Origin of the sequence: Emticicia sp. (assembly GCF_049241225.1) — a bacterium.
Classification (GTDB): Bacteria; Bacteroidota; Bacteroidia; order Cytophagales; family Spirosomataceae; genus Emticicia.
The window spans coordinates 1-16,218 of the sequence record NZ_JBMLRC010000062.1; the positions used below are offsets into that span (position 1 = coordinate 1).

A 16,218-nucleotide genomic window follows, 5' to 3' on the forward strand; every position below is an offset into this window, starting at 1 on the left:
AAGTTCTTCTTATTATCCTATAAAAAACATATTCCCTGAGTATTTATAGCTATTGCACAACTTGGATTGTTGTGTTACTGTATTATTTAATGGTAGATATTTCAAACAAATTAGGATTGTCGGGGTTTTTCAATTGTAGATTCTACCATGTATAGCTTAGCTAACATTATTCTTCACGGAATTAATTCTGTGTCTTTGGGAACAAAGTAATATGTTTCTTTGGATTCAAACTGAACAAGTTCAGTTTTGAAAGCATTCAGAAACTTTACTTTCTATTCATGTAATAATGTAGTTTCAAGGCTCTATACATATATATAGTATAGCTATGAATAAGTGTTTACTATTTATCTATAATGTATTAGCTTGGTTTGAGTTATATTCTGTAAGTTTGGCTATTGTAGCTGTGTTGTTTCCTTATATATATAATATAGTATTGTATGACAAGCCAGTAGGTAGAGATTGGCTTAGGTATGTTTCACAAAATGTTTAATGTTTTTTATGAAGAAGGTTATTGTTATTGGTGCGGGCTTTGCTGGTTTATCGGCTGCTACCAAATTGGCCGATGAAGGCTGCGACGTTACGATTATAGAAAAAAACTCGATGGCTGGCGGAAGGGCAAGGGTCTTTAATGAAAAAGGCTTCGTGTTTGATATGGGTCCAAGTTGGTATTGGATGCCTGATATTTTTGAACGCTACTTTGCTGAGTTTGGCAAGAAACCTTCGGACTATTATAATTTGGTAAGACTTGACCCTTCATATAAGGTTATATTTAATAAGGAAGAAGAAATATCGCTGCCTGCTAACATGCAAAAACTGGAAGAGCTTTTTGAGAGTATCGAAGTTGGTAGTGCAGCAAGGCTACGTGATTTCTTGGAAGAATCGAAATATAAATATGATGTAGGCATCGGGGAGTTTGTTTGGAAACCCAGTATTTCGATAACTGAGTTCTTTGATATTCGTTTAGCATCTAAGGCAATAAGCCTTGATTTGTTTGCTTCGTTTGGAAAACATATTCGTAAGTTTTTTAAGAATGAGCGTTTACTACAACTGATGGAGTTTCCGATTTTGTTTTTGGGTGCAACGCCACAGAATACTCCTGCACTATATAGTTTGATGAATTATGCAGAGATTGCTCTCGGTACATGGTATCCGATGGGTGGTATGCACGAAATTATTAAAGGGATGGTTGCGTTGGCGAAAGAAAAAGGCGTGAAGTTTAAGCTTAGTGAACCCGTAACGAAAATAGTTGTAGAAGGAAAGTTGGCAAAAACCGTAGTTACGGAAAAAGGAACATACGAAGCCGACGTTGTGATTGGTGGTGCGGATTATCATCATATTGAAAACAATCTGTTGACCGATAAAACTCGTAACTATGATGAGAAACATTGGGACAAGCAAGTGATGGCTCCTTCTTCTCTTCTATTTTATTTAGGAGTGAATCGTAAGATTGATAAGCTGACTCACCACAATTTGTTTTTTGATGAAGATTTCAATGTTCACGCCGACGAGATTTATACAAATCCGAAATGGCCATCGAAACCTTTGTTTTATGCATCGGCTCCTTCAAAGACTGATGATAGTGTTGCACCAGAAGGTTCAGAGAATTTGTTTATCTTGATTCCGATTGCTCCCGATTTGGAAGACAACGATGCCATTAGAGAAAAGTATTACCATATAGTAATGGATAGATTGGAGGCTTATGTAGGACACGACATCAGAAACCATGTGATTTATAAGAGAAGTTTTGCGGTGGATGATTTTAAGAACGACTACAATTCGTATAAAGGAAATGCCTACGGCTTGGCGAATACGCTAATGCAGACGGCATTTTTGAAACCAAGTCTGAAAAATAAAAAGGTAAACAACCTTTATTATACTGGGCAGTTGACTGTGCCTGGGCCTGGGGTTCCACCTTCGTTGATTTCGGGTTTGGTGGTTGCAAAGCAAGTGATGAAGGAAAATGTTTAGAATTTCATGAAAATTATATTAATAAACTGTAAACACTTTTTGACTTTGTTAGTTTATTAGTGTATATTGATTCGTGAAAGGGTTTTACAATGACATTTGTCATATTTTATGATTAAATGTAAAATATTTTCGGAATCTACTAAATCTATTTTCCTAACAGTTTGAACGAAGAAATATAATGTTGGATTTGTATGAAAAAACAACTTTTGGTTGTAGTAAACTCATAACTGAGCTTTACAGTACTTCCTTTACGTTAGGTATTAAGACACTTGACAAGAAATACCACGAGCCTATTTTTGGTATCTATGGATTTGTGCGATACGCTGATGAAATTGTAGATACATTTCACGGCTTCGATAAAAAAACTTTACTCGACCGCTACAAGGCAGAAACCTACCTTGCGATTGAGGAAGGTATCAGTTTAAATCCTGTTTTACACTCGTTTCAGAAAGTTGTAAGAAAATATAATATCGAACATGACTTGATTGAGGCGTTTTTGCATAGCATGGAAATGGACTTATATAATATTGCTTACGATGCCGATGGCTATAATGAATATATATACGGTTCGGCTGAAGTTGTGGGTCTGATGTGTTTAAGAGTGTTTTGCGAAGGAAACGAAGCATTGTATGATAAATTGAAAGCCGATGCCCGTAGTTTAGGAGCCGCTTTTCAGAAAGTAAATTTCTTACGAGATTTGAAGAGCGATTTTAGTGAGCGTGGCCGAGTTTATTTCCCAGGAGTTGATTTCGAGAATTTTGATATTTCGGCAAAAGCCATTATTGAAGATGATATTCAGAGAGATTTTGATAATGCTTACCGAGGAATTATGGGGCTGCCAGAAGGAGCAAGAAAAGGAGTGTATTTAGCTTATGTCTATTATTTGAAACTTTTTGGAAGAATCAAACAGACGGCAGCGAATAGAATTCAGCACGAACGTATCAGAGTTCCGGATAGAATTAAGTTTGCGTTATTAGCAAAAACCTTGGTTCAGAGCAGTTTGAATGTACTTTAAGAGTCGTAATTTAGGCTTCATCATCATAAAAAGACTATTGGGAAACCAGTAGTCTTTTTTCTTTGGGATAATTATAATTTTCACTACTTTTGCTGACTTATTCTGTGCCGAAAAATTTGGCATTATTTTCGTGAATAAGTAAAGAAACAGTCCACGGTCAAGAGTCAATAAGGCCACAGTAAGCATTCATACTAAGAAAGTTATATAGCTGAGTCGATTATAATTTTCAAGTTACATAAATTGAGATATAAATAGAAAACCGATAAAACCCATGAAATTTGTTATTTCATCATCTACATTACTAAAGCACCTTTCGACAATCAATGGTGTGATTGCCAGCAATCCGATTGTTCCGATTCTCGAAAACTTTTTGTTTCAATTAGATAAAAGCAATTTGACCGTTACGGCATCTGATATGCAAACGGTTATGATTACCGAATTTGAAGTAGAATCTCGTGATAGTGGCTCGTTTGCTGTGCCAGCACGTTTATTACTCGATACTTTACGCAGCTTGCCTGAGCAACCTGTACAGATAAATATTGATGAAGAAACTTTTGGAACAGAATTAGTAACGGCTAATGGTCGCTATAAATTGGCAGGAGAAAATCCGATGGATTTTCCGAGAGTTCCGCAGGTAAATCGTACGTTCAGCATCGAAATGGATTCTGATACGCTTGCTTCGGCCATTGCAAATACGATTTTTGCGACAAGCACTGATGATTTACGCCCTGCTATGACTGGGGTTTTCGTACAAGTTTCTGAAAGCTCAACTACATTTGTTGCTACTGATGGTCATCGTTTGATTCGCTACCGCCGTGAAGATGTAACTTCACCAAATAGCACTACGATGATTTTACCTCGTAAGGCGTTGAATTTATTGAAATCATCACTTCCGGCTGAAATGATGCCAGTGAAAGCTGAGTTTAGTAATTCAAATGCGTTCTTTAGCTTTGGACACATCAAGATGATTTGCCGATTGATTGATGAGCGTTTCCCTGATTACGAAAATGTGATTCCACAAAACAATCCGAATAAACTACGCATCGAACGTACAGAATTATTGAGTACTTTGAAACGTATCTCGATTTACTCGAATAAAACTACGCACCAGATTCGCTTGAAGATTTCGCAAAATGAATTAGTGATTTCGGCGGAAGATTTAGATTACTCAAACGAAGCAACTGAAAAACTTTCGTGTGAATACGATGGCGAAGAAATGGAAATTGGTTTCAATGCTAAGTTTTTGATTGAAATGTTGAATAACTTGAGCGTGAAAAATATTTCGTTGGAAATGTCGCAGCCAAATCGTGCTGGTTTGATTATTCCTGTTGAGAAAACTGAGAATGAAGATACATTGATGTTGGTTATGCCAGTGATGTTGAATACGTATGCTTAATTTAATGGATAATGTAAAATGAATAATTGATAATACATCACATCAATATATTGCAATGAAAATCCCTGTCTCTGACGAGACAGGGATTTTTGTTTATGAACTGTTTTAATATAGTTTTTGGGTAGATTTGTAAAAAACAAATACGATTATGTACACTTCAATTAAAGGTATTTATGAAAATGGTGTGCTGACTTTCTCTGAGCCTGCACCAGATATTGAAAAATCAGAGGGTTTAGTTACTTTTTTGAATGAAGAAAAAAAAACAAAGCCACTTCAGAAAAGAGTACCTGGGGGACTTTTACGTTTGGCTCATTTAGAAGGTAAAACTATGTCCATTCCTGATGATTTTAATGACCCGTTAGACGATTTAAAAGATTATATGTAATGGATAAATTTAAATTCTACACACCACTTATCACATTAGTCGAAGCATAAAAAATGCCTGTCTCTTTCAGAAACAGGCATTTTTTTATTCAAACTCTACGAATCTCTTATTTTGTCAAGCTTGCACCGAGGTATTCACGGTTTAAGCGAGCGATATTTTCGAGTGAGATTTCTTTCGGACATTCTGCTGCACAAGCACCAGTGTTTGTACAACTACCAAAACCTTCCGCATCCATCTGAGCAACCATGTTTAAGGCACGGTCTTGACGCTCAGCTTGTCCTTGTGGTAATAATGCTAATTGTGAAACTTTTGCCGAAACAAAAAGCATAGCTGAAGCATTTTTACAAGCAGCCACACAAGCACCACAACCGATACAAGCGGCAGCCATAAAAGCTTTATCTGCTTCGTTTTTCGGAACAGCAATCGAGTTTCCATCTTGGGCATTACCAGTGTTTACTGATACAAAACCACCAGATGCAATGATACGGTCGAAAGCCGAACGGTTAACAACTAAGTCTTTGATTACTGGGAAAGCGGTGGCCCTCCAAGGCTCAACCACAATAGTATCGCCATCTTTGAAACTACGCATGTGTAGTTGGCAGGTAGTTACACCTTGCAATGGGCCATGCGGACGACCATTGATGTACATACTACACATACCGCAGATACCTTCACGACAATCGTGGTCGAAGGCGATTGGCTCTTTGCCTTCAGCAATTAGTTGTTCGTTCAAAACATCGAACATTTCTAAGAAAGACATATCTTCTGAGATGCCTTTCACTACATAAGTTTCGAGATTTCCAGCAGTTTTACTGTTCTTTTGTCTCCAAACCTTGAGATTTATTGTCATATTACCATGTGACATATTCTTATCAGAGTTTTTATAAAGCCCCCCTTTAGGGGCTGGGGGTTATTTATAATTTCTTTGTGCAATCTTGATGTTTTCGTAAACCAATGGTTCTTTGTTCAATTCCCATTGAGATTCGCCTTTGAATTCCCAAGCCGATACAAACATAAAGTTTTCATCGTCACGTTTGGCTTCACCACCATCTTCTTGGTATTCTTCACGGAAGTGTCCTCCGCAAGACTCATTACGAGAAAGAGCATCAACGCACATCAATTCACCCAATTCAATAAAATCGGCTACACGACCTGCTTTGTCAAGTTCTGGGTTAAACCCATCAGCATCGCCTAAGATTCTAACGTCTGACCAAAACTCTTTTTTCAATGCTTGAATTTCGGCAATAGCTTCTTTCAAACCTTTTTCATTACGAGCCATTCCACACTTATCCCACATAATTTTACCCAGACGTTTGTGGAAAGATTCTGGAGATTGTGTTCCTTTGATGCTCAATAACTTGTTGATTCTATCCTTCACACTTTTTTCTGCTTCAACGAAGGCAGGATGGTCAGTTGGAATCGACTTAGTTTTGATTTCGCCAGAAAGGTATGCACCGATTGTATAAGGAATCACAAAGTATCCATCCGAAAGACCTTGCATCAAAGCTGAAGCTCCGAGACGGTTTGCACCGTGGTCAGAGAAGTTTGCTTCACCTAAAGCATAGAGTCCTGGAATTGTGGTCATTAAGTTGTAATCTACCCACAAGCCACCCATTGTGTAGTGAACCGCTGGATAAATACGCATTGGCACTTCGTAAGGGTCTTCGCCAGTGATTTGTTTGTACATATCAAACAAGTTACCGTATTCTTCCTTCACTACTTCTTTACCCAATGCTACGAGTTGTTCGATAGTTGGATTTTCGATACCCAATTTCGAAGCCTCAGCACGACCATATTTATTGATAAGATTTGACCTAAAGTCTAAGTAAACCGCTTGTTTGGTTGCACCCACACCGTAGCCAGCATCGCAACGCTCCTTAGCTGCACGTGAAGCAATATCACGAGGAACGAGGTTACCAAATGCAGGGTAACGTCTTTCCAAATAATAATCACGCTCATCTTCTGGAATATCGTTGGCTGCTCTTGGGTCGTCTTTTTTCTTAGGAACCCAAATACGACCATCGTTACGCAATGATTCTGACATCAAAGTAAGTTTCGATTGGTGGTCGCCCGATACAGGAATACAAGTTGGGTGAATCTGTGTGAAACATGGGTTTCCGAAGAATGCACCTTGGCGGTGAGCTTTCCAGATTGCCGTTACGTTCGAGCCCATTGCATTGGTTGAAAGATAGAATACGTTTCCGTATCCACCCGTACAAAGCAATACTGCGTGTCCGAAATGGCGTTCTGTTTCGCCAGTAACTAAATTTCTTGCAATAATACCACGTGCTTTGCCATCAATCATTACAACTTCAAGCATTTCGTGGCGTGAATACATTTTCACATTACCCAAACCTACCTGACGCTCAAGTGCCGAATAAGCACCTAAAAGTAATTGTTGGCCAGTTTGTCCAGCAGCGTAGAAAGTACGTTTTACTTGCGTTCCACCGAATGAACGGTTTTTCAACATACCGCCGTAATCACGAGCAAAAGGTACACCTTGAGCCACACATTGGTCGATGATGCTCGCCGAGTTTTCGGCCAAACGATGCACGTTTGCTTCTCTCGCACGGTAGTCACCACCCTTGATGGTATCATAAAACAAACGGTAAGTAGAGTCACCATCGTTTTGATAATTTTTTGCGGCATTGATACCTCCTTGTGCGGCAATTGAGTGAGCACGACGAGGAGAATCTTGAAAACAAAATGCTTTAACAGCATAGCCCATTTCGGCCAAAGTAGCAGCAGCTGATGCACCTGCCAAACCTGTTCCAACAACGATAATTTCAAGACTACGTTTGTTGGCAGGGTTAACTAATGGTACAGTCGAACGATATTTTGTCCATTTTTCTGAAAGTGGTCCTTCAGGTATCTTGGAGATTAGTTTATCTGACATTTTATTTCTATCAATTAGTTCTGTTATAATCAATTACCATTTACTATTGCAAAAAGAAGTAGATTGGCATTGCGGCAAATCCGAGTGGAATTGCGATAGCAAAAATCCAAGTACCGATAAACTGCACAAGTGGTGTATATTTAGGGTGATTCCAGCCCATCGTCTGGAAAGCACTTTGGAATCCGTGATATAAGTGGTATCCTACGGCAACCATACCTAAAATGTAGAAAATCACCAATAACGGATTTTTAAATGAAATACCTACTTGCTCATACAAGTCTTTTACGATGTACGTACGAGTACCAGCTGCTTCATTAACCATCTCAACCATCTTCACCTCTTGAGTGTAGGTTTCTGGCATTTTCTGAGTTACAACTTCACCGGTTGTAATGCTTTCAACATACTGTACGTATGGAAGTGGTTCATTATGGAATTTGTACCAAAAATCGCCCATGTGCACTACAATATAAACTAATAAAATTGTACCAAGAATTGCCATGTTTCGGCTTGAGAACGTCGATGAATTTTTTACAACTGCATAACGAACAGGACGTGCCTGGCGATTCTGAAATTCGAGGTAAAGCCCCCAAAAAGCATGGAATAAAATCAAAGCATAGTTTACATAAGAAACAACTTTAATGAGTGGAAAAGTGGTCATAAAAACTGCATACTTATTGAAGGCATACCCGCCATCATGTTTAAAAAGTTGCAGATTTCCAACGAGGTGTACTAATAGAAAAGTACAAAGAAATAGGCCTGTAAGTGACATCAGGACTTTCTTTCCAATTGAACTTGTTAACGTTTTTGTGAGCCAAGACATAGCCTTATCTAATAATTTTAATGAACAATTGACGAATTTTACATTCCTTTGAAAAGTACAATTACTTTCAACGCCCAAAAGTAAGCCACAAATAGATTAGAATCAATAAAACTTTTCACTTTTTTGATAATTTATTATTGCTATTAAAAATCCAACATTTTGTTCTGTAAAATTGTTTTCAAAAAAACTATTCATAATTAACACAAGGATTCCGTATTTTTCGTTTATGTTTATGTAAATCCTTATCAATTGTCTATGAAAGCATTGAAATTTATATTTTTTTCATTTATTATCGGTCTTTTCGCTATTTCTAATGCAAGAGCCACCCATATTCGAGCAGGAGAAATTACGGCTAAGAGAATTTCAAATACAAGCCTTACCTATCGGGTTACCTTAACTACATACACTGACCAAATCAATGGTGTAACGGCTAATGAAGGCCAAAACACTGTAAATTTCTATTTTGGTGTAACGGGTGTGCCACTCTATACTGTAAAACGTAAGAAAAAATCGTTGATTAATACATCGACGATGTGTAATGTTTACGATACAACTTTTACTTTTCCTGCACAAGGACGATACACAATTACATGTGCAATTACCAATCGAAACGCTAATACAGTAAATTTACCTGGACGAACCGATGAGATTAGTTTTTTTGTTGAAACTACGATTTTTGTTAATGGTTCGCTCGGCTTAAACAGCACTCCCGTACTTTTAAATATTCCAATTGATACGGCAGGCGTTGGCAAGAGGTTTATTCATAATCCAGGTGCTTTTGATGCAGATGGCGATAGCTTAGCTTATCGATTAACTATTCCTAAGAGAGATTTCGGTGAGGGGTCGGGTGCGGGTGAAGCTATTACCGGATACCGAGACCCTGCAACACTTGGAACAAATACATTCACAGAGGATGGTTCTGGCCCATCTACTTTTAGAATAAACTCTACTACGGGTGATTTGATCTGGGATGCCCCTGGAAAATGGACGACTCCGCAATATCAAATAAATGTGGCTTTCATTATTGAAGAATGGCGAAAGGGAGCGAATGGGCAGTATTCAAAAATCGGTGAGATTACACGAGATATGCAGATTATTGTTGTAGAGACACCTAATAGAAGGCCAATTTTGAATGTACCTAATCAGATTTGTGTGGAAGCTGGTCAAAAAATTGAATTTAAGGTTACGGCTACTGATGGTGACAATAACAATGTTAGAATTACAACCAATAGCGGGGTGTACAACCGTGATGCATCTGGAGTAGCTGCAAGTTTTGTAGCCCCCGCTGAAGCCAGATTTATTCCTTTAAATCTTATTCAAAGAAGTCCTGCGGAAGGAAATTTTTCGTGGGAGACTAACTGTAAGCATGTAAGGGAGCAAGCCTATGATGTATTATTCAAAGTCGAAGACTTTCCAGGCAGATTTGCAGTTCAACTTACTGACACCAGAACCGTAAAAATTAAGGTTATTCCACCTAGACCGCGAGGACTTTTGGCAAGAAGCACCGAACGAGGCGTAGAATTACGTTGGCAGCGTTATCCTGACTGTAGTATTACTAATGCCGAAATGATAGTTTACCGCAAAGAGGGCTGTTCAAACTATATTCCTGCTCAGTGCGAAATCGGACTTCCTGCCTCATTGGGTTTCGTGGAGATTGCTCGTATTTCGGTAAAAGATACTTTCTTTCTTGACACAAAATCAGAGAATGGTAAAATTTACAGCTATAGTATAGTAGCTAGTTTGGCTGCTTCTGAATTTGTTTCAATTCCGAGTGTTCCATCAAATGAAGCCTGCGTAGGCAGTGAATTACCACTAAGAGCTCCTGTAATAACTAATGTAAGTGTTGAAAGTACAGAAACGCAAACGGGAAGAATTAGTGTAAAATGGACTCGTCCACTTGGATTTGACTCAACAGAATACAAAGGGCCGTATCAGTATAAACTGTATCGAGCAACAGGCATCAACGGTGGGGCATTTCAGCTCGTAACGAGTATCTCAACAAGAGTTATTAGAGGAGTTGCCGATACTGTATTTGTTGATGGAGGGCTAAATACACTACAGAATGGCTATACATACAAAGTAGCGTTTTTGTATGAAAACGATAAGGTACTGGCCGAAAGTCAAGTAGCAAGTAGCGTAAGGCTCACAGCTGTATCTGATGCTCAAAGAGTTCGAATCAACTGGCAAGCGAATGTACCCTGGAGCAACGATAACCGCAGACACCGCGTGTATCGAGAATCTCGTACAAGGCCTGGCACTTTTAATATCATTGCCGAAGTTTCGGTTGGAGCTGTAAATACTTTCACTTACGTTGATGATGGAACCGATAGATTCCCAAATGACGGAGTGAATACTATTCAAATGAAAATAGATACATCGTATTGCTATAAAGTAGAAACAGTGGGGGCTTATACTCGTTTACCGCAACTGGGTTTACTCAATAACTTATCACAAGTGGCATGTGGTAGTCCGATTGACAATACGCCACCTTGCCCGCCTACTTTTAGTTCGGAAGAAATCAACTGCCAGAATCTCGACCGTAAAGCTATCTGTGAAGCAAATACCATTTCAAATAAATTTAGTTGGCGAACACCACAAAGTGCTGGGGGTGTGGTCTGCAGAGTTGATATTTTGAAATACAACATCTATTATGCCCGCTATAAAGACGAGCAACCTAAGTTTTTGGCTTCTGTGCCTGCTACCGAAACCTCTTTTACGCATACAAAGCCTCTTCAGGATGGTTTTGCAGGTTGCTATTATATTACGGCCGTCAATCGTCTAAATATTGAAAGTGCACCAAGTAATATTATTTGCAAAGATAATTGCCCGGTTGTTGAGTTACCCAATGTACTCACTCCGAATGGTGATGGAAAGAACGATACTTTTACTCCGATGACTTGCTCGGCATTTATAAAAACTATTTCTGTAGAGATTTATAATCGTTATGGTGTAAAAGTATATGAGTCGAGTGGGAATACGCTGAGTTGGGATGGAAAAAGCAGCAACGGCACAGAGTTGCCTTCGGGTACTTACTATTATGTTTCGCAAGTGGTTATTCAACGCTTAGATAAAGCCGACGAAATACCAACAACTATTAAAGGCTGGATAGAGTTGATTAAATAAACCATTGATTATCAAACCATAAAACAGACTTTTAATTTCTAATAATGATATTTTTTAAGCCTAAACAGCTATCTTTGCACCCCAATTAATTGGTATAATTTTTGATAAACCAAATCAAAACACGCTATTTGCGGAGATAATCAAACTTTTCTATTATTAAAAATGAATATTTTAGGTAAAATTACTGCATCGTTTAACAAACCGATGGCCACTTCTATCAGCTCAACCAGAGGTTTTATTATTTCTCTTTTGGTTGGCTTGTTTGTAGCTATTGTAGCTATTGGTGTTCAACCCTTTGGCATTTCAGAGTTTACTCACGAATCAAAAACACTCTATTTAATTGGCTTCGGTATTGTTGCCTTTGTAGGAATGTTAATTGCAAAATTTGTATTACCAATGGCCCTTGCGAGTTTTTATAATGACCAACAATGGACCGTTGCTCGTCAAATTATACACCTAACTATTAGTTTTTTTATTGTAGGAATTCTTGTAATGATTTATGGTAGTACTTTTCAAATTACGAGTCTTTCACTGACTGATATTTTGGCAGTTGTAGCTATTGCAATCATTCCGATTACACTCGTTACTTTTATACAGCAGAATTTATTTCATAATAAATTTTCTACCACTGCCGAAAACATCAATAGCAGCTTAGAATCAATCAATCCGCCAGCCAGTAAACAACTATTTCCTGTGATGGTTTTTGGTGAAAGTGGACAAAAATTGAGTTTGATACCAAACCAATTGATTTATGCTGAAACCTCGAAGGATTCGACCGATTTCTATTGGCAAAGCCTAATGGGCGTTGAAAAAACAACCATTCAAACTCCACTCGCACAAGTTGAAAAAGAATTGGCCGCACACCCACAATTTGTGCGTTTGCACCGCAATTTCGTAATTAATATGCGTGGTATTCATAAAGTAGAAGGTAATGCTCGTGGATATCGTTTACGTATTGCCCGCACGAAACACGAGATTCCTGTTTCATGGAAATTCCATAAAAAATTGGAGCAAATTGGACAGTAAGAAGAATTTACGAATTATTCGAATTACGACGGGGTCGCCCGTGCGATTACGAATAGATGTTCTACTCTTTACACAGAAAAAGCCGCAGTTTGATTGATTCAAACTGCGGCTTTTTCTGTGTATTTTCTAACGATAACCAGTAACAGATAACCAGTCACCAATCACAAATTACGAATACTTCGGAAATTGGTCATAATCTGGCTTGCGTTTTTCTAAGAAAGCGTCACGTCCTTCACGAGCTTCGTCGGTCATATAGCCCAAACGAGTGGCCTCCCCTGCAAAAATCTGCTGCCCAACCAAACCATCATCAATCATATTGAAGGCATATTTCAACATTCTGATTGCCATCGGACTCTTTTCCAAAATCTCTTGAGCCCATTGATAAGCCGTTTCTTCTAATTCATCGTGCGGTACAACGGCATTGACCATTCCCATATCGAATGCTTCTTGTGCCGAATAATTTCTGCCCAAAAAGAAAATCTCTCTTGCACGCTTCTGCCCTACTTGGCGAGCCAAATAGGCCGAACCATACCCAGCATCATAACTGGCTACATTTGCATCAGTTTGCTTGAAAATAGCGTGTTCTTTGCTGGCAATCGTCATATCACAAACTACGTGAAGGCTATGCCCACCACCAACAGCCCAACCAGGTACAACGGCAATTACGGGCTTGGTCATGAAGCGAATCTGACGCTGAACTTCTAAAATATTCAAACGCCCTACTCCTCTTTCGTCTTTATAGCCATCTTTGCCTCTGGCACGTTGGTCTCCACCGCTACAAAATGCCCAAACGCCATCTTTTGGTGCAGGACCTTCGGCCGAAAGCAATACTACCCCAATCGAAGCATCATTGCGAGCATCTTCAAAGGCATCAATGAGTTCAAAAACTGTTTTCGGACGAAAAGCATTGCGTACTTCTGGGCGATTGAAAGCAATTCTTGCCACGCCATTACGCTTTTTATAAGTTAAATCTTTGTATTCTTTGGCAGTTTGCCATTCTGAGTTAAGCATATCTATTTAATGTAGAATGTAAAATGAATAATGTAAACTGTAAAAACGCACTATATTCTTACTTTAAAGCCATTATTTGGGTTTTAAAAAACATATTTTATTACTTAATAATCATAATATCATTTTCAAATACTCTTTTATCCCTTTTTCTGTAATAGTATAGCCTTTCAAATTTTCGTATATAAAGAAATCCAACTCAACATATTTCTGCATCCTTTTTGACAACGTTCTTGTAAAAGTAAAATCTTCGTTCATTTCGTCAATCATTTTCCTATCCAATACTTGGTATCCGATAGGCTTGGGCTTGTGATTATACAATATCTTGAAAATAGCCTTATCTATTTCATCATAAATCATTTCCATCATCTACTCCATTATCATCTGAGCAACTTCTCGACCCGTTTGCATAGCGGCATTGAGCGATGGATAGGCCAGATAATCTCCACAACGGTAGAGATTGTCACCAAGTTTTGAATTTTGGCGTTCACTACCTGCACGGTATTGCACCAAAGATTCAGGGATATGATAAGTTTTTAGATGTTTCCAAACATTGACCGAAGCCCCAAACCAATCGAATAATTCTCGTTTGATTCTGTTTGTTAGGTTTCTTTCATCCAATTTTTCTAAACCTTGTGTACTTACCGAGACTAAAGATTTTCCTGCGTTTCCGTAATCAGAAGAGATATCGCTTGGCACACACACATTATGTACAGCTCCTCGACGATTCGGGTTAAGTGCAATAAACTTTTGTCCTTTCAATGGCGAAGACTCGGCCGAAAAATACGTACAAGTAGTTATGTTATAAGTTCGTTCGTTGGTTTCGCCCAAGAGTTTATCGCTTGTTTTAGGATCGGTGGCTACTACAATTCTATCGGCTGTGATAACCTCTCCCCCATCCAAAAATATTTGATTTCCTTCAAAACCCTTTACACGAGCATTCTTACGAATACTATTTCTTGGCAACATTTCGGCAATTTGTTCGGGAATTGCTTGCATACCATCGGCTGGAATAGCTGCATCACCTTTGAAAAATTGCTTAAATGTAAATTGAAAGAAATTACTTGAAGTTACCAGATCGTTTTCAAGAAAAACTCCTCCATAAAATGGCTTGAAGAAATTATTAATCATTTTCTCACTCCAACCGTAGTTTCTCAGAAAAGTAAGCGTATCAGTTGCTTCCATTTTGAAAAACTCATCGTCGGGAATTTCGGCCAATTCGTTAGCAAATTTTCTAATTTTTAGTTTATCACTCAACGAACCGACCGACGAAAACGCCATTGTCAGATACGCCATTTTATTGCGGAAAGGATTTTCCATTTTCATGAAACCCTTTTCGGCTTTTATCATTGCTCCCGAACCAAAATACTTTAGGTCGAGGTTATTATAATTGAGTATTTTCTTGGCTTCTGGATAATTTGTCAATAAAATCTGAAAACCACGGTCGAGCAAAAAACCGTCTACTTTATCAGTGCGAACTCGTCCGCCCAAAGCATCAGAGCCTTCTAAAAGCATAAAACTATATCCCTTTTCGTTAAGATACTTTGCACAAGTAAGTCCCGAAATACCACCACCAATGATTACTGTTGAAAAATCATTCATAAACTTTTATTGAAGGTTTGACGTTTTTGAATTAAAAGTTTTGAAAATTCGATTTAAAAACCCTATTTTGTCTTTAATAAGCACAAATATACCAAGCTTTGCGGTACAATTGATGAATTTTCAATAATTCATCCTAATATCAGGGCTTTGCAATATTTAATCTTTTAGTACAACATAAATAAACAGCAATCAGTTTTTTTTATTTATCGAATGAATTACGAAGTAAAACAAGAAGGCGAGTTCAAGTACATTGACGAAGGTCAAGGTGATACATTATTGATTCTACACGGACTATTCGGAGCACTGAGCAATTTTGATGATGTAATCGAGGGTTTCAAGCACCGTTGTAGAATTGTTATTCCAGTGATGCCCATTTACGATATGCCGATGCGTGAAGCAAGTTTGGAAGGTTTGCAGGCATTTATTGAGCGTTTTGTGGCTTACAAACAACTCGACGATATTATTATTTTAGGAAACTCACTTGGCGGACACGTAGGTTTGCTCTATACCTTAGCTCACCAAGAAAATATAAAAGCTTTGATTCTGACAGGAAGTTCGGGGTTATTTGAAAACACCATGGGTGGTTCGTTCCCGAAACGTGGAAGCTACGAATATATTAAAGAAAGAGTTGCTTACACTTTCTATGACCCAAATACGGCCACGAAAGAATTGATTGACGAATGCTTTGAGATTACATCGAGTATTCCAAAATGTATGAATATTGTGCAGATTGCAAAATCGGCTCAACGACACAACATGTCGAAAGAGATTCAGAATATTCATGTGAAAACTTGCTTAATTTGGGGCTTAAATGATACAATTACGCCTCCGCACGTAGGTTTTGAGTTTAATCGACTTATTAAAAATTCGGAATTATATTTCATTGATAAATGCTGCCACGCTCCGATGATGGAACGCCCTGCTGAATTTAATGTCTATCTCGAAAACTTTCTTGATAAAATTCAAACAGAAGTGGCTG

The 16,218-nt window shown here is 38.3% G+C and carries 12 protein-coding genes; 7 read left to right on the forward strand and 5 right to left on the reverse strand.

Annotation, left to right across the window (positions count from 1 at the left end):
- Nucleotides 1–498 precede the first annotated feature (498 nt).
- From ACOVO2_RS04145 to ACOVO2_RS04160, 4 genes are all read left to right on the forward strand, one after another.
- A complete protein-coding gene (locus tag ACOVO2_RS04145; protein WP_421768752.1) occupies nt 499–1,968 on the forward strand; it encodes a phytoene desaturase family protein in 1,470 nt (489 codons plus the stop codon).
- Between the two features lie 178 nt (nt 1,969–2,146).
- Nucleotides 2,147–2,983, forward strand: coding sequence for a phytoene/squalene synthase family protein (locus ACOVO2_RS04150; RefSeq protein ID WP_421768753.1), 837 nt, complete (start codon nt 2,147–2,149; stop codon nt 2,981–2,983).
- A gap of 271 nt (nt 2,984–3,254) precedes the next feature.
- The gene (gene dnaN, locus ACOVO2_RS04155) at nt 3,255–4,379 is read left to right on the forward strand and encodes a DNA polymerase III subunit beta (RefSeq protein ID WP_188769657.1); all 1,125 of its coding nucleotides are present in this window, start codon (nt 3,255–3,257) and stop codon (nt 4,377–4,379) included.
- Between the two features lie 148 nt (nt 4,380–4,527).
- Nucleotides 4,528–4,764, forward strand: a complete 237-nt coding sequence (locus tag ACOVO2_RS04160) for a hypothetical protein (protein WP_421768754.1) — start codon at nt 4,528–4,530, stop codon at nt 4,762–4,764.
- 106 nt (nt 4,765–4,870) lie between these two features.
- Here the strand turns inward: ACOVO2_RS04160 and ACOVO2_RS04165 are convergent, their stop codons facing one another.
- Genes ACOVO2_RS04165 through ACOVO2_RS04175 form a run of 3 tightly spaced genes read right to left on the reverse strand, consistent with a single transcriptional unit; the run spans nt 4,871 to nt 8,480 of the window.
- Complete coding sequence (locus ACOVO2_RS04165; protein ID WP_421768765.1) at nt 4,871–5,614, reverse strand: succinate dehydrogenase/fumarate reductase iron-sulfur subunit; 744 nt, start codon at nt 5,612–5,614, stop codon at nt 4,871–4,873.
- 60 nt (nt 5,615–5,674) lie between these two features.
- Complete coding sequence (locus tag ACOVO2_RS04170) at nt 5,675–7,660, reverse strand: fumarate reductase/succinate dehydrogenase flavoprotein subunit (protein WP_421768755.1); 1,986 nt, start codon at nt 7,658–7,660, stop codon at nt 5,675–5,677.
- 43 nt (nt 7,661–7,703) lie between these two features.
- A complete protein-coding gene (locus ACOVO2_RS04175) occupies nt 7,704–8,480 on the reverse strand; it encodes a succinate dehydrogenase cytochrome b subunit (RefSeq protein ID WP_421768756.1) in 777 nt (258 codons plus the stop codon).
- 255 nt (nt 8,481–8,735) lie between these two features.
- On the opposite strand from ACOVO2_RS04175, the gene ACOVO2_RS04180 reads away from it, so the two are divergent.
- Entirely contained in the window at nt 8,736–11,603 is a 2,868-nt protein-coding gene (locus ACOVO2_RS04180; protein ID WP_421768757.1) for a gliding motility-associated C-terminal domain-containing protein, read from the forward strand.
- Nucleotides 11,604–11,765: 162 nt separating this feature from the next.
- Nucleotides 11,766–12,629 (forward strand): LytTR family transcriptional regulator DNA-binding domain-containing protein, encoded by an 864-nt coding sequence (locus ACOVO2_RS04185; protein ID WP_421768758.1) that lies wholly within the window; start codon nt 11,766–11,768, stop codon nt 12,627–12,629.
- 168 nt (nt 12,630–12,797) lie between these two features.
- Here the strand turns inward: ACOVO2_RS04185 and ACOVO2_RS04190 are convergent, their stop codons facing one another.
- Entirely contained in the window at nt 12,798–13,640 is an 843-nt protein-coding gene (locus ACOVO2_RS04190; protein WP_421768759.1) for a 1,4-dihydroxy-2-naphthoyl-CoA synthase, read from the reverse strand.
- 366 nt (nt 13,641–14,006) lie between these two features.
- Nucleotides 14,007–15,239 carry an NAD(P)/FAD-dependent oxidoreductase gene (locus ACOVO2_RS04195; RefSeq protein WP_421768760.1) on the reverse strand — a complete coding sequence of 411 codons (1,233 nt, stop codon included), beginning with the start codon at nt 15,237–15,239 and terminating at the stop codon, nt 14,007–14,009.
- 210 nt (nt 15,240–15,449) lie between these two features.
- Between ACOVO2_RS04195 and ACOVO2_RS04200 the strand changes: the two genes are divergently transcribed.
- On the forward strand, nt 15,450–16,218 hold a 769-nt coding region (locus tag ACOVO2_RS04200; protein WP_421768761.1), incomplete at its 3' end, for an alpha/beta fold hydrolase.